The sequence below is a fragment of the Planomonospora corallina genome, from assembly GCF_042650625.1.
Taxonomy (GTDB): Bacteria; Actinomycetota; Actinomycetes; order Streptosporangiales; family Streptosporangiaceae; genus Planomonospora_B; species Planomonospora_B corallina.
The window spans coordinates 235,077-256,321 of record NZ_JBHSBM010000010.1 but is presented as its reverse complement, the minus strand read 5'-3'; the positions used below and the strand labels follow the sequence as shown (position 1 = coordinate 256,321).

The following is a 21,245-nucleotide window of genomic DNA, read 5'->3' as shown; positions in this document are numbered from 1 at the left end:
CGGGGCGGCGGCGCGCGGTCACCGCGTTGACCACGGCGACCACGACGCCCGCGGCGAAGATGAGCGTGCCGATGATGTTGACCTGCGGCGGGACGCCGATCCGGGTGGCGCCCCAGATCCACAGCGGGAACGTCTGGGTCGCGCCGCTGGTGAACTGGGTGATGACGAAGTCGTCGATGGAGAGCGCGAAGGCGAGCAGCGCGCCCGCGACCACGCCGGGCAGGATCATCGGGAAGGTGATCCGCCAGAACGTCGTCCAGGCGGAGGCGCCCAGGTCACGCGCCGCCTCCTCGATCGAGGGGTCGAGGCCGAGCACCCGGGCCCGCACGGTGATCGCCACGAACGAGAGCGAGAACAGCACGTGCGCCACGACCACGGTCGCGAAGCCGGTCTGCACGCCGGCGCTGATGAACAGCGAGAGCAGCGAGGCGCCCATGACGAGCTCCGGCGAGGAGATCGCGGCGAACATCACCAGGTTGGTCGCGCCCTGCCCGCGGAACCGGTGGCGGCCCAGGGCCAGGCCCATGAGCGTGCCGAGCACCGTGGTGACGAGCACGCTGAGCGCGGCGATCAGCAGCGAGTTCAGCACCGCGGTGACCAGGTCGGGGTACTCGTCCAGCCGGCCCCACCACTTGAGGGTGAAGCCCTGCCAGCTCACGTTGGACTTGCTCCGCGTGTCGTTGAAGCCGAACACGATCATCACCGCGATCGGCAGGAGCAGCCAGGCGACGACCAGCCAGACGTAGGCCCGCAGGAGCCGGTCGGACCACCGGCTCCCGCGGGGCCGCGCGGGCCCGGCGGTGCTCCGCGCCGCGGCGGTCAGCGCGCTCATCGTCGATCACCGCTCCTCATCGGGCCGCCGCCTCCAGCACGTTCTCGGTGCCGAGCACCCTGGCGTAGGCGAAGATGCCGACCAGCAGCGCGGCCATCAGCGTGAACGACAGCGCGGCGGCGGTCGGGTAGTCGTTGTTCATCAGGTACTCGGTCTGGATGATGTTGCCGATCATCGTGTTCTCCGGGCCGCCGAGGATGGCGGCGTTGACGTAGTCCGCGGTCATCGGGACGAACGTCATCAGCACCCCGGCGAAGACCCCCGGCAGCGAGAGCGGCAGCACGATCTTCATGAACGCCTGGCGCGGGGAGGCGTACAGGTCCTGCGCGGCCTCCACGGTCCGCGGGTCCACCCGCTCCAGCGCCACGTAGATCGGCAGGATCATGAACGGCAGGTAGTTGTAGACCAGCCCGCCGATCACCGCGGCGGTCGTCTGCAGGACGTGGAAGTCCTCGGCGAGAAGGCCGGCCGACTTCAGCGGCGCCAGCAGGATCCCGTCGTCGGCCAGCAGGAACTTCCACGACACCGTGCGCAGCACGAACGAGACGAAGAACGGCAGCAGCACCAGCAGCAGGTAGGTGGACTTGCGGGAGCCGCCGCGGAAGGCGATCCAGTAGGCCACCGGGTAGGCCAGCACGATGGAGATCGCCGTGGCGGCCAGGCCGTAGGAGGCCGAGCGCAGGAAGTGCCCGCCGTACTGGGCCAGGACGTCTCCGTAGACGCCGACGTTGAAGGTCTGGACGAAGCCGTTGACCACGTCGCCCTCCTGGGTGGAGACCGAGGCCATGAAGACCATCGGCACCACCAGGAAGACCGCCAGCCAGAGGCCGCCGGGAAGCACCAGCAGGTAGGGGGTCAGGCGCCTCACCGGCCGCTCACCGCCTCTCGTCCGCCGTGCGGGCCCGTCCGGGCCCGCTCCGGGTTCGCTCCATCGACCGCCCTCAGCCCTGGGTGATGGGCTGGAAGATGTCCTCGAAGACCTTCTCCTGCGCCGTGGTCAGCGTCACGAACGAGCGCAGCCTGGCCATGTCGGCATCGGAAGGATAGATCATCGCGCTGGACGCCAGCTGCTCCAGGAACTCCTTGTCCTCGCCCTTCGCCTCGCCGGCCTTGGCGGCCAGGAGGTCCTTGGTGGCGGGGACCGGCGCGATGTAGTTGATGTACTCCACCAGCATCGCGGCGATCTTGGGCTGGTAGACGTAGTCCATCAGGGTCAGCGCGTCCACCGGGTTCCGCGCGGTCTTCGGGATGCACATGTTGTCGCTCCAGATCGTGCCGCCCTCGGCGGGCACCACGAACCTCAGGTCCTTGCCCTCGGCGACCTGCTGGAAGACGTCGCCCGACCAGGCCATGGTGATCCACACGTCACCGCGGACCAGCGCGTCGATGTAGTCGTTCTCGTAGTACTTGCGGACCAGGCCCGCGTCACGCTGCTCCTGGAGCTTGGCCGCCGCCTTCTTCCAGTCGGCCTCGGTGGACTTGTCCGGGTCGATGCCCAGGGCGAACATCGCGAAGTTCGCGACCTCCTGGGGGTCGAGCATCATGCCGACCTTCCCCTTGTACTTGGGGTTCCACAGGTCCTCGACGCCGGTGACGCCGTCCACGTACTTCGGGTTGTAGGCGATGCCGGTGATGCCCGCCGCCCACGGGATCGTGTAGGTGTTGCCCGGGTCCCAGACGGGGTTCTTGAACCGCGGCCCGGCGTTGGCGGCGAAGTTCGGCAGCTTGGAGTGGTCGAGCGGGACCAGGTGGCCGAGCTGGATGGTCCGGTTGAGGTGGACGCCGTTGGACATGACCATCAGGTCGTAGCCGATGTCGTTGCCGGCGGCCAGCTGCGGCTGGATCTTGCCGAAGAAGGCGGGCATCTCCTGGATGGCCTCGGAGTACTCCACCTTGATGCCGGTGTCGGCGGTGAACAGCTCCAGCGACGGGTAGCGCTTGCCGTCCTTGTCGATGTAGAGCGGCCAGTTGGCGAAGCGCAGCGTGCCGTTCTTCTTCTTCGACGCCCAGTACTCGGCGACGGCGTCCTTCTTCGGCGGCGCGGCCTTCTTGCCCTCCACACCGCAGGCGGCCAGGGCCAGGCCGGCGGCGGAGAGCCCGGCCAGGCGGAAGGCGTCCCGGCGGGTCACGGAACGGCTGCGCGTCATGCCGCGCAGGAAGGCGGGGGTCGTGCGGGGATCCATGGTGGGGGCTCTCAACTTCCGATCGCGTACGAGTGGTGCGGCTGCCACGACAGCCACACGGCGTCACCACGCTCCGCCGTACTGGCGCTGTCGAGCGCGTTCTGCTGGAACACGGTCACCTCGGCGCCGTCGGCGAGACTGACCGCGTAACTGTTGTACAGCCCCAGATAGACCACTTCGCACACGGTGCCGCGCACCGCGCTGACGTTCCCCGCGGGCTTCTCGGTGGAGATCGTGATCTTCTCGGGGCGCACGGTGACCGCGATCGCGTCCCCCGCCCCGTGCGGCGCGCCCGCCACCAGGATCCGGCCATCCTCACCCAGCCGCAGTACGGCGGAGCCGGCCTCGACCCGGTCCACGGTGCCGCGCAGCAGGTTGGAGGTGCCGATGAAGCCGGCCACGAAGGCGGTGGCGGGCCTCTCGTAGATCTCCCGGGGGTCGGCCAGCTGCTCGACGCGGCCGTCGTTCATCACCGCGATGCGGTCGCTCATGGTGAGCGCCTCGCTCTGGTCGTGGGTGACGTACACGAACGTGATGCCGACCTCGCGCTGGATGCGCTTGAGCTCGATCTGCATGGCCTGGCGGAGCTTGAGGTCGAGCGCGCCGAGCGGCTCGTCGAGCAGGAGCGCGCGGGGTCGGTTGACCAGCGCGCGGGCCAGCGCCACCCGCTGCTGCTGGCCGCCGGACAGCTCCCTCGGCCGGCGCTTCTCCCGGCCCGTCAGGTCGACGATCTCCAGCATCTCCCCGACCCGCCGGGTGATCTCGGCTGCCGGGACCTTCTTCCGCCTCAGTCCGAAGGCGACGTTCTCCCAGACGTCCATATGCGGGAAGAGCGCATAGGACTGGAAGACCATGTTCACGTCGCGCTTGTCGGGCGGGACGTCCGTGACGTCCTGGCCGTGCAGCCGGACGGTGCCGCGCGTCGGCTCCTCGAACCCGGCGACCATGCGCATGGTGGTGGTCTTGCCGCAGCCGGAGGGGCCGAGGAGGGAGAAGAACTCCCCCTCGGCGATCGTCAGGTCGATTTCCCTGACCGCCTGGACGACCTCACCGTGGGCGAGGTACTCCTTCACGACTCCGTCGAGCTCGATCGCGGGCACCTGCGGCGCGTCGGAGGCGGATGGGGCCGTCTCCGTGCCCGCCCGGGTCTTGGTCATACCAGGCTTATCCCTCTGTTTCGCGGCTATTCACCGATGTAGTGCATTACGTGCTTGACCCTGAGGTAGTCGTGCAGGCCGAAGACCGACAGGTCCTTGCCGTAGCCGGAGTGCTTGAAACCGCCGTGGGGCATCTCGGAGACGAACGGGATGTGGGTGTTGACCCACACCACGCCGAAATCGAGCCGATTCGACGCCCGCATCGCCCGGCCGTGATCGGAGGTCCACACCGAAGCAGACAAACCGTACTTTACGCCGTTGGCCTTGGCGAGGGCATCGGCTTCGTCGGTGAAGGTCTGAATGGTGATCACCGGGCCGAAGACCTCGTTCTGCACCATCTCGTCGTCCTGCCGCAGGCCGTCCACGACGGTCGGGGCGAAGAAGTAGCCCTTCTCGCCGACCCGGTGCCCGCCGGTCAGGACCTTGGCGTGGCCGGGGAGGCGGTCGAAGAAGCCCGCGACGCGCTCGAGCTGGCCCGCGTTGTTGAGCGGGCCGTACAGCGCCTCGGCGTCGGACAGGTCGCCGGTGCGGGTGTTCGCGGCGGCCTCGGCGAGCGCGGCGGCGAACTCGTCGTGCACGCTCTCGTGGACCAGCACGCGGCAGGCGGCGGTGCAGTCCTGCCCGGCGTTGTACAGGCCGGCCGTGGCGATGGACTCCGCGGCGGCCTTCAGGTCCCTGACGTCGTCGAAGACGATGACCGGGGCCTTGCCGCCCAGCTCCAGGTGGACCCGCTTGAGGTCGTCGGCGGCGGTCCTGGCCACGGACATGCCGGCGCCGACCGAACCGGTGATCGCGACCATCTGCGCGGCCGGGTGGCCGACCACCAGGGCGCCGGTCTCACGGTCGCCCGCGACCACGTTGAAGACGCCCGCCGGCAGGATCTCCCCGATGATCTCCGCCAGCTTGAGGGTGGAGACCGGGGTGGTGTCGGACGGCTTGAGCACGACGGTGTTGCCGGCCGCGAGCGCGGGGGCGATCTTCCACACGGCCATCATCAGCGGGTAGTTCCAGGGGGTGACCTGGCCCACGACGCCGATCGGCTCGTGCCGGATGACGGAGGTGTGCTCCGCCAGGAACTCCCCGGAGGTCGGCCCCTCCAGGGTCCGCGCCGCGCCGGCGAAGAAGCGGAAGTGGTCGGCGGCGACCGGGGTCTCGTCCTCGGCCATGCGGGCCCGCGGCTTGCCGGTGTTGCGGCACTCGGCCTCGTTCAGCTCGCCGGCCCGCGCCTCGATCGCGTCGGCGACCTTGAGCAGCAGGTTGGCACGCTCACCCGGGGTCGTGCGCCCCCACGACTCGAAGGCGGCCGCCGCGGCGGCGTAGGCCGCGTCGACGTCCTCGGCCCCGGAGACCGGCGCCTGGAGGTATGCCTCCCCCGTGCACGGGTCGACGACGTCGGAGAACCGGCCGCTCTTGGCGTCCACGAACCCACCGTTGACGTAGTTCTGCAGACGGGTGGTCACCGTTGACCTCCTGTGAGGGGGAGCTGAGTCGCCGCGACTCTTACAGAGGGAAAGGGTCCGGACAAGCGATTTCGTTGTGAAGATACCAAATTGCTACGAAATCGCTTGACAGGAGGCGGATAACTGACAACATGTCGCACCGGAGCCGCGTCGTGGCGGAAACGGCCGCGCGACGCGACGACCTGACCGCGACCTGACCGCGACCTGACTGAGGGAGGCCCGGATGAGCACTCCGCCCAAGGCCCGCCGCGACGGCAGGTCCGCTTCCGTCGTCCTCGACGACATATCCAAGCAGATCATCGAACAACTGCAGAGCGACGGGCGCAAGCCGTACGCGGCGATCGGCAAGGCGGTGGGCCTGTCCGAGGCCGCGGTCCGCCAGCGGGTCCAGCGCCTGCTCGACGCCGGCGTGATGCAGATCGTCGCGGTCACCGACCCGCTGACGCTCGGCTTCCCCCGCCAGGCCATGATCGGCATCAAGTGCGAGGGCGACCTGCAGGCGGTGGCCGACGAACTCGCGGCCATCGAGGAGATCGACTACGTCGTGCTGACCGCGGGCTCCGTCGACATCATGGTCGAAGTGGTCTGCGAGGGCGACCAGCACCTGCTGGAGATCCTCGGCAAGATCCGCGCCATCCCCACCGTCCGCGCGACCGAGACCTTCGTCTACCTCAAGCTCCACAAGCAGACCTACTCGTGGGGCACCCGCTGAGGGAGGCCGGCCGCCGAGAGGTACGGCGGCTTCCCGGCGGCCTCCGGGAGGAGATCAGCCGCCGAGGTGGCGCTCCAGGACCTCCGCCATGTCGTTGAGGAACGCGTCCACCTGGCTCACCGAGTATCCCGGCCGGAATATCACGGTGCTGAACCTGGCCTCGCGCACGTCGGCGGGGGTGACCGGATCCTCGGCGGTCCCGCGCAGGGTGGCCGCGACGCGGTCGAGGAAGACGTCCACCTCCTCCTCGTCGTAGCCCATGCCCAGCCGCCCCGGCCGGAAGGCGACCCGCTCGACCCGGGCGGCCTCCTCCTCGGCGGCGGGCGGGGCCGCCCGCTCCTGCGCCACCGGCCTGTAGTCCGGGAGCCGGAGGGGAACCGGCCCGGGGATCGACGCCGGGGGCGTCGGCCAGGGGACGGACCGGGCGGGGGCCGCCTGAGCGGGCTCGGACGGAGCCGTCGGCACCGGACCCTGCGCCGCGGGCGCGGGCGGAGCAGGTGGTACCGGACCCTGCGCCGCGGGCGCCAGCGGCACGGTGGCCGCGGCGGCCTCGGCGGGATGGGGATCCGCGTCCGGCGCGGAGGGCGCACCGGGTACGGCCGGCGTCTCCACGACGGGCCGGACGTCCGTGACCGGCTCCGCGCTCACGGGTACCGCACCCGCGGCAGGCTCCGCGCTCGCGGGTACCGCCCCCACGACCGGCCCAGTCTCAGGCCGGTCCTCCGGAACAGGCCGGTCCTCTCGGACCGGTCCCGCCGGAGCGGGCCCGGTGCCCGCGCCGGACTCCACGTCCGGCACGGACGGCGCGTCCGGCACAGGCCCCTGGGTGACGTCCGGAGCAGGCGCGACGCGGACATCCGGACCCGGCGGCGCGTGCACCGGCGCGGGGTCCGGAGCGGCGGGTCCGGACAGGAGGTCCGGAGCAGGCGCGACGCGGACATCCGGACCCGGCGGCGCGTGCACCGGCCGGTCCGGCCCGGTCGGCGGGGTCTGGCTGACGAGCGGAACGTGCGCGTCCTGGGCCGCAGGCGGGACGTGCGCGGCCGGTGGAACCGCCGCAGCCGGTGGGGCCGGTGGGGCCGGTGGGGCCGCAGGCCTCGGGTCCGCGGGGGCATGGCCGTTCCCCGCCCCGTTCCCTGCCTCGTTCCCCGCTCCGTTCCACGGGCCGGCGGCCGCCGGGGTCTGCGGGGTTCCCGCTCCCGGCGCCTCCACCGCCGCGGGCTCGGCCCGGTGCGTGCCCGCGGTGAGCGTCTCGACCGCCACGATGAAGGCGTCCAGCGCGTAGTCCACCGCGGTCTCGTTGTATCCGCCCAGTTTCGTGCGGAAGCGGGCGTCGCGGATCTCGTCGGCGGTGATCGGCTCGCCGACCGGCTCCCCTCTGCCGAGGGTGCCCTCGATCCGGCGGATCAGCGCGTCCACCTGGTCCGGGTCATATCCGTAGCGCACGCCCAGCACCCGTGGAAAGCGGTTCAAGCCCCGCATCCTTTCCATCCGCGTATTAGCGTTCTCGTCCAATGCCCCATTCTGGAGGGACACCGGCCGAAAAGGCGAGTCGCAACGGTAGGGTGACGGCCCTATGCGGTTATCCGAGGTGTCCTTCCGCTACTCCCGCCGCGGCCCCTGGGTCCTGCGGGACGTCGAGCTCTCCCTCGGTCCCGGGACGGTCGCCGAGGTCACCGGTCGCAACGGAGCGGGGAAGTCCACGCTGCTGCGCCTGCTGGCCGGGATCGTCCCGGCCTCCCGGGGCTCGGTCACCGGCAGGCCCGCCGTCGTCGGCTACGCCCCCGACGTCTTCCCGGTGGACCAGCCGTTCACGGTCTCGGCCTATCTCGCCCACCTGGCCGGGATCCGGCGGGTTCCGCGCTCCTCGGGCACGGCGCTCGCCGAGCGGCTGAACGCGACGCACCTGCTCGGCCTGCCCCTCGGCGACCTGTCCAAGGGCAGCGCGCAGAAGATCGGCCTGATCCAGGCGCTGCTCGCCCCGCCCGGCCTGCTCATCCTCGACGAGCCCTTCGCCGGGCTCGACGAGCAGACCCGGGCCGAGCTCCCCTCGATCATCGGTGAGGTCGCCGCCGGCGGGGGCGCGGTCGTGGTCAGCGACCACCAGAACCAGCTGCGGGAGTTCCCCGGCGCCGTCCGCTGGCTGGTCGAGGGCGGCGCCGTCTCCGTCCAGGACGGCGACCGGCCGCGCCGGGCGGTCATCGAGGTGATCGTGGACGCCGCCGACGCCGCCGAGGTCGAGCAGAAGCTCCGCGCCGACGGCCACGTCACCAGACGGGTCGGCTGACCGTGCGAGCCGCCGGAGAGCCGCGCCGGCAGGAGAGTCCAGCCGCCGGAGGACCCATGCCCCCTCGCCCGACCCGGAGCGCCCCGTGATCCACCTCACCCGGTTCAAGCTGGCCGCCTACGCGCGCTCCCACCGGCTGCTGCAGCCGGCGATCGGGCTGTTCACGATGATGCTCATCTTCTACTCGACGACCGTCCCGGACGGGAAGCAGCTGGCCTCCTACGCCGACTCCGCGGGACTGCTCATCGTCGTCTTCGCCTGGGCCGCCCGGGGCCTGCTCGACACCGAGCCCGCCGCCCAGCGGCTGATCTCGATGACGGCGGCCGGGAGCCCCCGCCGGGAGATCGGCGCGGGACTGCTCGCCGCGCTGGCCGTCAACCTCGTCCTGGCCGCGGTCGCGGTCGTCTTCCCGCTCCTGATCGGCTTCGCCGTGCTCCCCTCCGCGGGCGACCTCGTCCGGGGGACCGTGCTGCACCTGCTCGGCCTGAGCGCCGGGACCGCGCTGGGCGCGCTGACCAGCAGGCCGGTCCTGCCCTCCCCCGCCGCGTCGATGCTGGCGCTGTTCGGCGGCTACCTGGGGCTGCTGCTGCTCAGCCTCACCCCTGCCGGGAGCCTCGCCGTACCGATCATGCCGTGGATGCGCGCCGCCGACGCGGGCACCCTCGACGCGGTCCTGCTCCCGATCTCGGCCGCGGCCCTCCTGTGGTCCGCCGCCGGCGCCCTCGCCTACGCCCGCCTCCGCCGTACCCGGCCGTAGCCGGGCCGCGGCGCCGCTCCGCCGCAGGCCGGTCCCGGACCGCGGATCAGAGGTCCAGCACGAAGCGGCGGCAGACGTGCACGCGGGTGAACCGCTCGCGCATCGCCTGCTCGTCCCGTAGGTCGGCATGGAGGAAGACCTTCACCGGCCGCAGCCGGGGCTGCCTCTCACCGACGGCCCGGCCCGGCTCGGCGGGGTCGGCGTAGTGGTCGGCGTAGACGTGGAGGTAGTGCTCCCGCTCGGTGAAACCCACCGACCGGTACCAGCGCAACGTCTCCGGATCCTCACGGGTCCAGGCGTCCAGCACCGGCACACCGAGCAGGCCCAGACGGGTACGGGTCTCGGAGAGCAGGGCGCGGCCGATGCCCTGGTGCTGGTGGTCGGGATGCACGGCGACGGTGTCGATGGTCGCCAGATCGACGTCGACGGTGACATCCATGATCCCCGTGACGTCCCCTCCCGTCCCGGTCGCGACCAGCTGGAATCCGGGGGCGGGGATGACGGGCTTGCTCTTCATGACGTCGTCGAAGTAGGCGGTCCCCAGGAAGGAGAGCACCCGGCAGCGCAGCCAGGAACCCTCGTCCGCCGGAGCGTAGTCACGTATGGCATGGTCCACGACGGTCCTCACTGCGGGCGGGAGGCATCCGCGCGCCGGCGTCCACCTCGTTGGGAGACCACGAGGGAATCCTGCGCGCCGGATCGCGCCCGGGCAATCGGTTTTTCCGGCCGCGCGGGGGGCGACGGCACCGGCCGGGGAACCGGCCGGCTGACGTCCCGATCCGCTCGTGCCCGCCGGTGATCGCCTCGGCCCCGGCCGGTGACGAACCTTCATTCCGGTGGAGCCGTCTCCCACAGGGCGCTCACCGGCATGGCGCGCAGGCGCTCCCCGAACGGGAGCGTCTGCGCGCCGGTGTAGAGGACGACACCGGCGACGAAGTCGTCGCCGAGGCGGTCCGCCAGGTGACGCAGTCCCTTGAAGTCGTCCGGCCGGACCGTGGACGACGCCTTCACCTCGACGCCGACCACGCGCCCCTGCCGGTTCTCCAGGACGGCGTCCACCTCGACCTTGTCCTTGGTCCGGTAGTGGAAGAGCTCCACGCGCTCCCGCGACCAGGTGAGCTGGCGGGCCAGCTCCATGAGGACGAAACCCTCCAGGAGCGGGCCGAAGACACCCCCGGGACGGAGCAGGCTCCGGGCGTCCGCGCCCAGGAGGTTCGCCGCGACCCCGGAGTCGACGAAGGCGACCTTGGGCGTGCCCACCGCACGGCTGCTGAGGTTGCGTGACCAGGCGGGGATCCGCTTGATCAGGAACACTTCCTCCAGCAGGCCCAGATAGCGGTGGACGGTGCTCGCCGACAGGCCGACCTCGTTGCCCAGCGCGGCCGGGACCAGCAACTGGCCGGAGCGTGCGGCCAGCAGCCGCACCAGCGCCCGCATCTCCGCCGTCCGTTCGATCTCCGACAACTGACTGACGTCCCGAGCGATGAGGTCTCCGACGTACGAGTCGAAGAAGCGCTCACGCCTGCGCGGGTTCGACCGTGCGACCGCTTCAGGGAATCCGCCCCGGACCACCCGCTCGGCGTACTCGGCGCGGCCGGTCTCCGACACGTGGTGCAGGCTCTCCCCTTCGGCGAAGACCGCGTCCACGAAACCGTCGGCCGCACCGTCGATCTCCCCCTGCGAGAACGGCCAGAGCTCGATGGTCTCCATCCGGCCGGGCAGCGCGTCAGGGAGCGCTCGGAGCCCGAGGACCCGCGCCGATCCGGTCAGCAGGTAACGGCCGGGCCGAGGATCCGTGTCCACCTGCTCTTTGATCGCGAGGAGCAGGCCGGGCGCCCGCTGGATCTCGTCGATCACCATCAGGTCGGAGAAGTCGACGAACCCTGCGGGATCGGCCATCGCCGACTGCCGGACGGCCGGGGTGTCGAGGTTGCGCCACTCCCCCGCCCTGCCTTTGGCGAGCAGGCGGACCAGCGTGCTCTTGCCGCACTGCCTCGCACCCGCGACGAGGACGACGCGGGTGTCGGACAGCGCCTCTTCCACGGCCTGCTCCGCACGCCGCGGGAGGACCTTCCCGAGAGGAGTCTGAACACTGTTGGACACCGGATCAGAATGGCATGACCTGCTGCCTCCTGACAGCCTGGTCGCCGTATCGGTGGCCTTCTGGTCGCTACCATGCTGAAAGGATGGTCGCCTTCGCTCTGGCATGTTGGTCGCTGGGGCCTCGGCATGTCAGCCGTTGTTCGCCCGGCGGGAGCAGCGGGAAACGTGTTTGCGCTCCCGCGGGAGTGATCTCTAGGATGCCGCCAACGCGTTGACGGAGACGAGTAGTCCGAGGACCACGCGGGCCGGAGAGAGCCGCCGGCAGCTGGGAAGGCGGCCCCGCGCCCCGGGCGAAGACCCTCCCGAGCGCGGGGAGGAACGGCCCGCCGGGCCGGGACCGGGACGACCGGTCCCGGAGGGCGGGTCCGATGCCCCGCCGGCCGGCCCCCGTCACCGGGCCAGAACGAGGCCGCCGCCTCCCGCGCTCCGCGGGGCGGCGGTGGCGAAAGTGCGGTGGCACCGCGAGTTGCCCTTCTCGCCCGCACTCCCAAGGGATCAGCTCATGCTCCGTGAGGGACTGTGATGATCCACCGAGTTCTCGCCGCCGACCTGCCCCGGCACGTCGGCTCCCGTGTCCGCCTCGCCGGCTGGCTGCACCGCCGCCGCGAGCTGAAATCCGTCTCCTTCCTGGTGATCCGGGACCGCTCCGGGCTCGCCCAGGTCGTGCTCCGCGAGCCGGCGCCGTACCCGGAGGAGACCGTCCTGCAGGTCACCGGCACCGTGGTCGCGAACCCGCAGGCGCCGGGCGGCGCCGAGCTGGCCGCGGACCCGCGTGCCGCCGGCCGTCCGGGAGCGGCGGAACCGGCCGCCTCCGGGGCCACGGAAGGGCCCGTCCCGTCCTCTGGTACGGCCGGGCCGCTGGTCGAGGTGCTGGCGGAGGCGGTGGAGCCGCCGCCGTTCGACCTGTACCGGCCCGCGGTCCCGGCCGCGCTGCCGACGATCCTCGACCACGCCCCCGCCGCGCTCCGCCACCCCCGCCTGCGGGCGCCGTTCGAGATCGCCGCGGCCGGGGTCGCCGGGTTCCGCGCCGCCCTGGACGGGCTGCACTTCACCGAGGTCTGCACGCCGAAGCTCGTCGGCACGGCCACCGAGTCGGGGGCGAACGTGTTCGGCGTCGACTACTTCGGCCGCCGCGCCTTCCTCGCCCAGTCTCCGCAGTTCTTCAAGCAGGCGCTGGTCGGCGTCTTCGAGCGGGTCTACGAGGTCGGCCCGGTCTTCCGGGCCGAGCCGCACGACACCGCCCGCCACCTGGCGCAGTACACCAGCCTCGACGCCGAGCTCGGGTTCGTGCGCGACCACCGCGACGTGATGGCGGTGCTGCGCGAGGCGCTTGCGGGCATGCACGCGGCGGCCGCCGGGCGGGCCGGAGCCGCGCTCGCGCTGCTGGGGGTGGAGGTGCCCGAGGTCCCGGCGGAGATCCCGGCGGTCCACTTCGCCGAGGCGCAGGAGCTCATCGGCCGGCACACCGGCGAGGACGTGCGCGGCGAGATGGACCTGGCACCCGCGCACGAGCGCTGGCTGGGCGAATGGGCACGCCGCGAGCACGGCTCGGAGTTCCTGTTCGTCACCGGCTACCCGATGGCCAAGCGCCCGTTCTACACCCATCCGGACACCGGGCGGCCGGAGTTCTCCCGCAGCTTCGACCTGCTCTTCCGGGGGCTGGAGCTGGTCACCGGGGGGGAGCGGCTGCACCGGCACGGCGACTACCTGGCGGCGCTGGCCGCGCGCGGCGAGGACCCGGAGGCGTACGCGGGGTATCTCGCGGCCTTCGCGCACGGCATGCCTCCGCACGGCGGTTTCGCCATCGGGCTGGAACGGTGGACCGCCCGGCTGACCGGCGCGGCCAACGTCCGGCAGACCACGCTCTTCCCGCGCGACCTGCACCGGCTCAGCCCCTGACGGGCGCACCGCCCCGCGCGGGCCCGTCAGGCCGGGGACCGCGCGGGGCGGGCCCGCGTCACTTCTCCTCCAGGCCCTCCAGCGCGATCCGGGTCTTGTCGAAGGGGATGTACGGCGCGGCCTCCTTCGACATGTGCAGGTAGCCCACGGTGTCGGCGTCGACCCAGTAGCAGCGGGTGCCCTCCCCCTCGGCGAGGTTCTGGCAGGCGGCCGCGGCGGGGGACGGGCCGGGGTTCACGGGCACCCAGTCCGTCCTCGCGCCTGCCGGCTTCCCGGCCTTGGCGGTCAGCCAGTCCAGGGCGCCCTTGACGTCGCTCACCTGGGCCTGCGACCCGGTGGCGGTGACCTGCTGACCGGCGGTGACCCCCTCAGCGCTCCGGTAGGTCACGGTGAGCTGCCCACCGGCGGACGTGTGGTGCGGCCCGTCCGGGATCGCGGCGTCTCCCGCGGCGGGCTCCGCGGAGACGCGGTCCATCATGAACAGTCGCTCGGGGAACGGTTCCGCGAAGGAACCGGGTGCCCTGGTCGTCGCGGTCGTCGCGGTCGCCACGGCCGTCGCGACCGCCTCAGCCTCGGAGGCCAGGTCGGCCTCGGCGGAATAGGTGCATCCCGTCAGGACGCCCACCGCGAGCGCCGTCAGGGTGATTCGTGCAATTTTCACCCTCTGAGGATTCAGCAGTGCACTTGCGCGACACTTGCATCCCTCTGACAACGATCGTGGCGCGGCATCCCATTCGGGAAGATCGCCGCGGCCGCTACTCGGCGGCGGCGAGCTGGCCGCAGGCGCCGTCGATCTCGCGGCCGCGGGTGTCGCGGACCGTCACCAGGACGCCGTGGTGCTCCAGGCGGCGGACGAAGGCCCGCTCGTCCTCCGGCCGTGAGGCGGTCCACTTGGAGCCCGGGGTCGGGTTGAGCGGGATCAGGTTGACGTGCACGAGCTTGTTCCTGATGAGCTTGCCGAGCAGGTCGGCCCGCCACTCCTGGTCGTTGATGTCCTTGATCAGGGCGTACTCGATGGAGACGCGGCGCTTGGTCTTCGCCGCGTACTCCCAGGCGGCGTCGAGCACCTCGGCGACCTTCCACCGCGTGTTGATCGGCACCAGGGTGTCGCGGAGCTCGTCGTCGGGGGCGTGCAGGGAGACCGCCAGCGTCACCGGGAGCCCCTCGTCGGCGAGCTTGCCGATGGCGGGGACCAGGCCGACGGTGGAGACCGTGACGCCCCGGGCGGAGATGCCCAGGCCGGAGGGGGCGGGCTCGACCAGGCGGCGGACCGCGCCGATGACGGCCTTGTAGTTGGCCAGCGGCTCGCCCATGCCCATGAAGACCACGTTGCTGACCCGGCCGGGACCGCCGGGGACCTCGCCGGCGGCCAGCTCGCGGGCGCCGGCGACGACCTGCTCGACGATCTCGGCGGTCGACATGTTCCGGGTCAGGCCCGCCTGGCCGGTGGCGCAGAACGGGCAGTTCATGCCGCAGCCCGCCTGGGAGGAGACGCACATCGTGGTGCGGTCGGAGTAGCGCATGAGCACCGACTCGACCAGCGCGCCGTCGAAGAGCCGCCAGAGCGTCTTGCGGGTGGTTCCGCCGTCGCAGGTGATCTCCCGGACCGGCGTCAGGAGGCGCGGGAACAGCGCGGCGCCGAGCTTCTCCCGCGCCGCCGCGGGCAGGTCGGTCATCGTCGCGGCGTCGCCGTTGAGCCGCTCGAAGTAGTGCCGGGAGAGCTGGTCGGCGCGGAACGGCTTCTCGCCCAGCTCGGCGACCGCCGCCCGGCGCTCGGCCATGGTCAGGTCAGCCAGGTGGCGGGCGGGCTTGGCCCGGCGGGGCGCCACGAAGGTGAGCTGGCCGGGCGCGGGGGTCCCGGTCTGACTGGCAGTCGACACGTCCAATGCCTTCTCTCGACGGTTGCGCGAATACTCGAAGCGGTGCTCGGTCCTGATCTAGAGTCCGGAGGTATGGCGACATTCCGCCCCTCGGAGACGAGGGGAGACGGCGTCGAGGTCCTGCTCTCCGAGGCCAATCCCTACGGGAGCCGGACCCTGGTGGTCGAGCGCGACGAGATGTCCTCGGTAGCTTACCTTTGCGCGTCCGGCGGCACCGTGCACGGAGCGGTCTGGCTCGCCAACCACGTGCCCGCTCCGCCCACGATCGACCCGGGACGCCTCGACGCGGGACTGCCGCCCCTGGTGCCCCGGGCGAACACCCGGCACCCCGCGGGCAGGCCGCCACTGGGTTCCCTGAGACCGCTCTGGTTCGAGGAGGGCGACGGCGTCGCCCTCTACGAGAACGACGAGCTGCTCGCGGTCATTCCGGGGTGGGCGGACATCGGTGAGGGGGTGCCGGGCTACGCCCGCGACCTGGTCGGCGCCACGCCGTTCGCCCGGTCGCTGGAGGAGGCCGCCCGGGAGCTGACCCCCCGCCTCCAGGCGGCCCGCTCCTACTGGGAGTGGCGCGCCGGCGACGGCGCCTGGGCCTCGTTCCAGCAGTTCGTGATGGGGCACCTGGACCGGGCCGTCGGGTCCGCGGGCCGGTTCTGGGACGCGGGCGGAGGGCGGATGCCCGCGGTGGGCATCACCGAGCGGCCGCCGGAGCGGGGCCGGGCGCACACGATCCTGTCCACCGTCGGCATGGGCTGCCAGCGCATGCCCGCCGTGGAGCGGTACGCCGACCGGCCGGGGGTCCACGCCCGGATCGAGCTCGCCACCGCCACCCGGGGCGATCCCAAGGAGGCCGCCCGGCTGCTGGTCTGGCTGGGCCAGTACCCGTGGCACTCGGTCACCTGGCTCGGCCACGGGCACACCGCCCGCTGGTACCACCGGCCGGAGACCTTTCCGCTGGGTCCCGCCTACGACGGCGTCGTCATGCTCTCCCAGTTGTCCGGAATGCCGGACCTGTCGGGCTTCAGTTTCGGCGGGGAGACCGTACGGTGGCTCTGGCTGGTCCCGCTGACCTCCGCCGAGCTGGACCTGGTGGCCGCGCGGGGATACCGGGCGCTGGCCTCCCGGCTCCCCGCCGACCGGCTCGTCCGGACCGGATGACGCACGGGGACCGGACCTGACGAGCGAGGCGGGGCCGGACGGGCAGGGCGGGGCCGGACGGGCAGGGCGGAGCTGGACGAGGCTAGACGAGCAGGGTGAGCAGCGCCCAGACCGGGATCAGCGCCGCGACGAGGGAGTCGAGGCGGTCCATCATCCCGCCGTGGCCGGGCAGCACACTGCCCATGTCCTTGATCCCGAGGTCCCGCTTGATCACCGACTCGACGAGGTCGCCGAGCGTGGCGGCGACCACCACGACCGCTCCGACCAGCACGCCCTTCCATGCCTCGGCCTCCAGCAGCCACGCCGTCAGCCCGCCGCCCACCGCCATGCAGGCCAGGGCCGACCCCGCGAAGCCCTCCCAGGTCTTCTTCGGGCTGATCACCGGGGACATCTTGTGCCTGCCGAACGAGATCCCCGCGAAGTAGCCGCCGATGTCGCTGGCGACGGTGGTGGCGATGAAGACCACCACCCGGTCCGGTCCCTGGTCCTGGGCGAGCAGCAGCGCCACGAACCCCGCCAGCATCGCCGGGTACGCGGTGACCAGGATCGTCGCGGCGGCGTCGCGGACGTAACCGTCGGTCCCGGCGAACATCCGCCCGACCATCAGGGCCGGCACCGCCATCGCGAAGATCCCGACCAGCCAGACCGGCCCGCCCCAGTAGGCGCCGGCGAGCATCGCGGCCAGCGCGGCGAGCACCGCGACCTGAGGGACGCGGATGCCCTTGGTCGCGAGCGCCTGGACCAGCTCCACCACCCCGACGCCCACCGCCGCGAGCACCACGACCAGGAAGATCTCCGGCACGGTGTAGAGGGAGAAGATGACGGCCGCTCCGAGCCCGAGCCCGACCGCTACCGCGGCGGGAAGATTCCGGCCGGTACGGTTACCGCCCGCCGCAGATTCCAAGGGGTCCTACTCTCATACACGAAATCCTTGTCCCGCGCGGTCGCCCGCGCAGGACAAGGATCGGGGGCTCAGACTTCGAGCAGCTCGGCTTCCTTGTGCTTGAGCAGCTCATCGATCTTGGCGACATGCTTCTGGGTGAGGTCGTCGAGCTCCTTCTCCGCCCGGCGCACCTCGTCCTCACCGCTCTCGCCGTCCTTGACCATCTTGTCGAGGGCCTCCTTGGCGTGGCGGCGGATGTTGCGGATCGCGACCCTGGACTGCTCGGCCTTGCCCCGGGCGACCTTGATGTACTCCTTGCGGCGCTCCTCCGACAGCTCGGGGAAGGCCACGCGGATCACCTGGCCGTCGTTGCCGGGGTTGACCCCCAGGTCCGAGTCCCGGATCGCGCGCTCGATCGCCGCCATCGAGCCCTTGTCATAGGGCTGGATGATGACCATGCGAGCCTCGGGGACGTGGAACGACGCCAGCTGCTGAATGGGAGTGGGTGTCCCGTAGTACTCAGCGGTGATCTTGTTGAACATCGACGGGGTGACACGACCCGTGCGGATACCGGCGAAGTCGTCCTTCGCCACCGCGACGGCCTTGTCCATCTTTTCCTCGGCCTCGAGGAGGGTCTCGTCGATCACAGCGGCTCCCTGCCTTCTCGGTCACTCACCGTTCCCTCACTCGCGGGGCGGGCCGCTCCGGGGCACGTACCGCTCCACTCGCTCGCGTCGGGCTCGTTCCCTGCTCCTGGGGTCGCTCACCTTCCTCACGCGCGCCGCGGGCCGCTCCTTCGTCGCGTACCACGCCACCCGCTCCGTCAGGCTCGCTCCCTGCCTTTGGGTCGCTCACCTTCCTCACGCGCGCCGCGGGCCGCTCCTTCGTCGCGTACCACGCCACCCGCTCCGTCAGGCTCGCTCCCTATTTCCCTGCCGGACTCACCAGCGTGCCGATCTTCTCACCACGCACGGCCCGGAGGATGTTCCCCTCGCCCATGAGGTCGAAGACCACGATGGGAAGGCCGTTGTCCATGCACAGGCTGATGGCGGTGGCGTCCATGACTCCGAGACCGCGCGTCAGCACCTCACCGTATTCGAGGTGATCGAACCGGACCGCGTCGGGGTTCTTACGGGGGTCGTCGTCGTAGACGCCGTCCACCTGCGTGCCCTTGAGCAGTGCCTGCGCACCGATCTCCAGCGCGCGCTGCGCGGCGCAGGTATCGGTGGAGAAGAACGGCGAGCCCAGTCCCGCCCCGAAGATGACCACCCGCCCCTTCTCGAGGTGGCGGATGGCACGGCGGGGCAGGAAGGGCTCGGCCACCTGCTGCATGGTGATGGCGGTCTGCACCCGGGTCTCGATGCCCCGCTTCTCCAGGAAGTCCTGGAGGGCCAGGCAGTTGATGACGGTGCTGAGCATGCCCATGTAGTCGGCCCGGGCGCGGTCCATGCCGCCCTGGGACAGGGCCGCGCCACGGAACATGTTGCCTCCGCCGACCACGACCGCGACCTGCACGCCACCGCGGACGGCCTCGGCGATCGAGTCGGCGAGCTGGCCCACCACACCGGGGTCGATGCCCATCGGCTCCTTGCCGGCGAACGCCTCACCGGACAGCTTCAGCATGACGCGCTTCCAGCGGAGCGCGCCCGTGTACGACGAAACCGCCGACGCAGCGGGTTCTGAGTTCTCCTGCACGACGGCGGCCTCCTCGTAGGGGTTCTGCGCTGAGAGAAGCTGTTCGAAGCCTAGGCCTGGCCGACCTTGAAACGGACGAAGGCCTGGACCTTGGCACCGTTCTCGGCGGCGTACTTCTCGATGGTCTTCTTGTTGTCCTTCACGAAGGCCTGCTGGAGCAGGGTGAAGTCCTTGTACCAGCCGTTGACGCGACCGTCGACGATCTTGGCGATGGCGGCCTCGGGCTTGCCCTCTTCGCGGGTCATCTCCTCGAAGACCGCGCGCTCCTTCTCGATGACGTCGGCGGGGACGTGCTCGGGGCTGAGGTACCTGGGAGCCATGGCGGCGGCGTGCTGCGCGATGTCCTTGGCGACCTCGGCGTTGGCCGCGTCGAGCTGCACGAGGACACCGACCGTCGGCGGGAGCTGCGGGTCGCTCTTGTGCATGTAGGCGCCGACGTAGCCGCCCTCGAGGACCGCGAAGCGGCGGACCTCGATCTTCTCGCCCAGGGCGGCGTTGGTCTCGTCGAGCAGCTCCTTGACGGTCTTGCCGTCGATCTGCGACTCGAGCAGCGCCGGGACGTCGGCCGGACGGGTGGCGAGGACGTGCGCGACGACCTGGGCCGCGACCTCCTGGAAGCGCTCGCCCTTGGCCACGAAGTCGGTCTCGCAGTTGAGCTCCAGCAGCGCGGCGAGGGAGTCGCCCTCCTGCTTCAGGGCGACCAGGCCGTTGGAGGCGGTGCGCGCCTCGCGCTTGCCGACGTCCTTCGCGCCCTTGACGCGGAGGATCTCGACGGCGCGGTCGAAGTCGCCCTCGGCCTCCTCCAGCGCCTTCTTGCAGTCCATCATGCCGGCAGCGGTCAGCTCACGAAGCCGCTTGACGTCGGCCATGTTCACGGAAGCCATTGTCTTTTCCTCGTGGGAATCGTCACTGATCTCTGGATGTCGGCGGGAGATCAGAAGGTCTGGGTGGATCGGGTGGGCGGCCCGCGACGGGCGCGCCCACCCGGAGAAGATCCTTGCGTCCCGTACGGCCGTGCCGTACGGGACGGACCGGGAAGGACTACGCCTGCTCGGCCTCGCCGGCGGCCGGAGCCTCGGCCTCGGCGTCGTTCTCGGCCACCGGGGCGGCCTCTGCGACCTCGGCGGCCTCCGCGGCCGGAGCGTCGGCGGCCGGAGCGGCCTGGGCCTCGGCACCCGCGAGGAGCTCCTGCTCCCACTCGGCCAGCGGCTCGGCGCCACCGGCGACGGCCGGCTTGTCCTCGCCACGGCCGGCGCCGGCGCGCGCCATGAGGCCGGCGGCGACGGCGTCGGCGACCACGCGGGTCAGCAGGCCGACGGCGCGGATGGCGTCGTCGTTACCCGGGATCGGGTAGTCGACCTCGTCGGGGTCGCAGTTGGTGTCGAGGATCGCGACGACCGGGATGCCGAGCTTGCGGGCCTCGCTGATCCCGATGTGCTCCTTCTTGGTGTCGACGACCCACACCGCGCTGGGCACGCGGGACATGTCGCGGATACCGCCGAGGGTGCGCTCCAGCTTCTCCTTCTCGCGGCGGCGCATGAGGAGCTCCTTCTTGGTGAGCCCCGAGCCGGCGACGTTGTCGAAGTCGAGCTCCTCGAGCTCCTTCAGACGCTGGAGCCGCTTGTGCACGGTGGAGAAGTTGGTGAGCATGCCACCCAGCCAGCGCTGGTTGACGTACGGCATGCCGACGCGGGAGGCCTGCTCGGCGATGGCCTCCTGGGCCTGCTTCTTCGTGCCGATGAACATGATCGTGCCACCGTGCGCGACGGTCTCCTTGACGAAGTCGTAGGCACGGTCGATGAAGGCCAGCGACTTCTGCAGGTCGATGATGTAGATGCCGTTGCGCTCGGTGAAGATGAAGCGCTTCATCTTCGGGTTCCAGCGGCGGGTCTGGTGGCCGAAGTGCACGCCGCTCTCGAGCAGCTGTCGCATGGTGACGACGGGGGTGGACATGTGATTGTCCTCCAGGTCGGAGCACCCATCGCTGGGCGCTGTTCTCGGTTGACGCGGCGGCCCTCGGCCGCCGCCCTGATGCCCCGGGGCCGCTCCAGCCGGGCTGTCGCCCGGACCGAGAGAAGCGTCCACTGACGGGGCATGCGAAGTCAGCCCGTGAGTTACAGGCCATCGGAAAGTGTACCCGCAGAGCGGCCGCATACCGACCTTCCACCCCGAACCTCCCGGATCGCGGGGTCTCCCACCCCACTCCCCGCCCCCTCCCCGGCCCCGCGCCGCCTCCTCCCGG

20 protein-coding genes are annotated in these 21,245 nt (G+C 71.4%); 5 read left to right on the top strand and 15 right to left on the bottom strand.

What is annotated here, in order from left to right:
• The 5 genes from ACFOWE_RS04805 to ACFOWE_RS04785 form a co-directional block, all read right to left on the bottom strand.
• Positions 1–832, bottom strand: an 832-nt coding sequence (locus ACFOWE_RS04805; RefSeq protein WP_377285637.1) for an ABC transporter permease, incomplete at its 3' end; no start/stop codon positions are given.
• A 16-nt stretch (positions 833–848) separates the two neighbouring features.
• Complete coding sequence (locus ACFOWE_RS04800) at positions 849–1,700, bottom strand: ABC transporter permease (RefSeq protein ID WP_377285636.1); 852 nt, start codon at positions 1,698–1,700, stop codon at positions 849–851.
• 73 nt (positions 1,701–1,773) lie between these two features.
• A complete protein-coding gene (locus tag ACFOWE_RS04795) occupies positions 1,774–3,015 on the bottom strand; it encodes a polyamine ABC transporter substrate-binding protein (RefSeq protein WP_377285634.1) in 1,242 nt (413 codons plus the stop codon).
• Between the two features lie 11 nt (positions 3,016–3,026).
• Positions 3,027–4,172 carry an ABC transporter ATP-binding protein gene (locus ACFOWE_RS04790; protein WP_377285632.1) on the bottom strand — a complete coding sequence of 382 codons (1,146 nt, stop codon included), beginning with the start codon at positions 4,170–4,172 and terminating at the stop codon, positions 3,027–3,029.
• 26 nt (positions 4,173–4,198) lie between these two features.
• A complete protein-coding gene (locus tag ACFOWE_RS04785; RefSeq protein ID WP_377285631.1) occupies positions 4,199–5,632 on the bottom strand; it encodes a gamma-aminobutyraldehyde dehydrogenase in 1,434 nt (477 codons plus the stop codon).
• A gap of 223 nt (positions 5,633–5,855) precedes the next feature.
• Between ACFOWE_RS04785 and ACFOWE_RS04780 the strand changes: the two genes are divergently transcribed.
• Complete coding sequence (locus tag ACFOWE_RS04780; RefSeq protein WP_377285629.1) at positions 5,856–6,344, top strand: Lrp/AsnC family transcriptional regulator; 489 nt, start codon at positions 5,856–5,858, stop codon at positions 6,342–6,344.
• 54 nt (positions 6,345–6,398) lie between these two features.
• On the opposite strand, the gene ACFOWE_RS04775 is transcribed toward ACFOWE_RS04780, so the two are convergent.
• The gene (locus ACFOWE_RS04775) at positions 6,399–7,817 is read right to left on the bottom strand and encodes a DivIVA domain-containing protein (protein ID WP_377285628.1); all 1,419 of its coding nucleotides are present in this window, start codon (positions 7,815–7,817) and stop codon (positions 6,399–6,401) included.
• 103 nt (positions 7,818–7,920) lie between these two features.
• On the opposite strand from ACFOWE_RS04775, the gene ACFOWE_RS04770 reads away from it, so the two are divergent.
• Positions 7,921–8,631 carry an ABC transporter ATP-binding protein gene (locus tag ACFOWE_RS04770; protein WP_377285626.1) on the top strand — a complete coding sequence of 237 codons (711 nt, stop codon included), beginning with the start codon at positions 7,921–7,923 and terminating at the stop codon, positions 8,629–8,631.
• 85 nt (positions 8,632–8,716) lie between these two features.
• Complete coding sequence (locus ACFOWE_RS04765; RefSeq protein WP_377285625.1) at positions 8,717–9,388, top strand: hypothetical protein; 672 nt, start codon at positions 8,717–8,719, stop codon at positions 9,386–9,388.
• A 46-nt stretch (positions 9,389–9,434) separates the two neighbouring features.
• Here the strand turns inward: ACFOWE_RS04765 and ACFOWE_RS04760 are convergent, their stop codons facing one another.
• Together ACFOWE_RS04760 and ACFOWE_RS04755 are read right to left on the bottom strand one after the other, a co-directional pair.
• Positions 9,435–10,004, bottom strand: a complete 570-nt coding sequence (locus ACFOWE_RS04760) for a GNAT family N-acetyltransferase (RefSeq protein WP_377285624.1) — start codon at positions 10,002–10,004, stop codon at positions 9,435–9,437.
• A gap of 212 nt (positions 10,005–10,216) precedes the next feature.
• Positions 10,217–11,431 (bottom strand): ATP-binding protein, encoded by a 1,215-nt coding sequence (locus tag ACFOWE_RS04755; protein WP_377285622.1) that lies wholly within the window; start codon positions 11,429–11,431, stop codon positions 10,217–10,219.
• A gap of 582 nt (positions 11,432–12,013) precedes the next feature.
• Between ACFOWE_RS04755 and aspS the strand changes: the two genes are divergently transcribed.
• The gene (gene aspS, locus ACFOWE_RS04750) at positions 12,014–13,390 is read left to right on the top strand and encodes an aspartate--tRNA(Asn) ligase (protein WP_377285621.1); all 1,377 of its coding nucleotides are present in this window, start codon (positions 12,014–12,016) and stop codon (positions 13,388–13,390) included.
• A 58-nt stretch (positions 13,391–13,448) separates the two neighbouring features.
• Here the strand turns inward: aspS and ACFOWE_RS04745 are convergent, their stop codons facing one another.
• Both ACFOWE_RS04745 and rlmN read right to left on the bottom strand, forming a co-directional pair.
• Positions 13,449–14,051, bottom strand: coding sequence for a hypothetical protein (locus tag ACFOWE_RS04745; RefSeq protein ID WP_377285620.1), 603 nt, complete (start codon positions 14,049–14,051; stop codon positions 13,449–13,451).
• Positions 14,052–14,145: 94 nt separating this feature from the next.
• Positions 14,146–15,270: a 23S rRNA (adenine(2503)-C(2))-methyltransferase RlmN gene (gene rlmN, locus ACFOWE_RS04740; RefSeq protein WP_377285618.1), complete on the bottom strand. Its 1,125-nt coding sequence runs from the start codon at positions 15,268–15,270 to the stop codon at positions 14,146–14,148.
• A 72-nt stretch (positions 15,271–15,342) separates the two neighbouring features.
• On the opposite strand from rlmN, the gene ACFOWE_RS04735 reads away from it, so the two are divergent.
• On the top strand, positions 15,343–16,425 hold the full coding sequence (locus ACFOWE_RS04735) for a suppressor of fused domain protein (protein ID WP_377285617.1): 1,083 nt from the start codon (positions 15,343–15,345) through the stop codon (positions 16,423–16,425).
• 82 nt (positions 16,426–16,507) lie between these two features.
• Here ACFOWE_RS04735 and ACFOWE_RS04730 read toward each other — a convergent pair whose 3' ends face one another.
• From ACFOWE_RS04730 to rpsB, 5 genes are all read right to left on the bottom strand, one after another.
• Positions 16,508–17,329 carry a phosphatidate cytidylyltransferase gene (locus ACFOWE_RS04730; RefSeq protein ID WP_377285616.1) on the bottom strand — a complete coding sequence of 274 codons (822 nt, stop codon included), beginning with the start codon at positions 17,327–17,329 and terminating at the stop codon, positions 16,508–16,510.
• 68 nt (positions 17,330–17,397) lie between these two features.
• On the bottom strand, positions 17,398–17,955 hold the full coding sequence (gene frr, locus ACFOWE_RS04725; protein ID WP_377285615.1) for a ribosome recycling factor: 558 nt from the start codon (positions 17,953–17,955) through the stop codon (positions 17,398–17,400).
• A gap of 277 nt (positions 17,956–18,232) precedes the next feature.
• Entirely contained in the window at positions 18,233–18,931 is a 699-nt protein-coding gene (pyrH, locus tag ACFOWE_RS04720) for a UMP kinase (RefSeq protein ID WP_377285687.1), read from the bottom strand.
• A gap of 122 nt (positions 18,932–19,053) precedes the next feature.
• Positions 19,054–19,887: a translation elongation factor Ts gene (gene tsf, locus ACFOWE_RS04715; RefSeq protein ID WP_377285614.1), complete on the bottom strand. Its 834-nt coding sequence runs from the start codon at positions 19,885–19,887 to the stop codon at positions 19,054–19,056.
• 157 nt (positions 19,888–20,044) lie between these two features.
• Positions 20,045–20,956, bottom strand: coding sequence for a 30S ribosomal protein S2 (gene rpsB / locus ACFOWE_RS04710; protein WP_377285612.1), 912 nt, complete (start codon positions 20,954–20,956; stop codon positions 20,045–20,047).
• Between the last annotated feature and the right edge of the window lie 289 nt (positions 20,957–21,245).

Bases quoted from the DNA above. Each gene is read 5' to 3' on its own strand.
- tsf (WP_377285614.1), bottom strand. From the start codon at position 19,887: ATGGCTTCCGTGAACATGGCCGACGTCAAGCGGCTTCGTGAGCTGACC.
- rpsB (WP_377285612.1), bottom strand. From the start codon at position 20,956: ATGTCCACCCCCGTCGTCACCATGCGACAGCTGCTCGAGAGCGGCGTG.
- ACFOWE_RS04790 (WP_377285632.1), bottom strand. From the start codon at position 4,172: ATGACCAAGACCCGGGCGGGCACGGAGACGGCCCCATCCGCCTCCGAC.
- aspS (WP_377285621.1), top strand. From the start codon at position 12,014: ATGATCCACCGAGTTCTCGCCGCCGACCTGCCCCGGCACGTCGGCTCC.
- ACFOWE_RS04770 (WP_377285626.1), top strand. From the start codon at position 7,921: ATGCGGTTATCCGAGGTGTCCTTCCGCTACTCCCGCCGCGGCCCCTGG.
- ACFOWE_RS04795 (WP_377285634.1), bottom strand. From the start codon at position 3,015: ATGGATCCCCGCACGACCCCCGCCTTCCTGCGCGGCATGACGCGCAGC.
- pyrH (WP_377285687.1), bottom strand. From the start codon at position 18,931: ATGCTGAAGCTGTCCGGTGAGGCGTTCGCCGGCAAGGAGCCGATGGGC.
- ACFOWE_RS04780 (WP_377285629.1), top strand. From the start codon at position 5,856: ATGAGCACTCCGCCCAAGGCCCGCCGCGACGGCAGGTCCGCTTCCGTC.
- ACFOWE_RS04735 (WP_377285617.1), top strand. From the start codon at position 15,343: ATGGCGACATTCCGCCCCTCGGAGACGAGGGGAGACGGCGTCGAGGTC.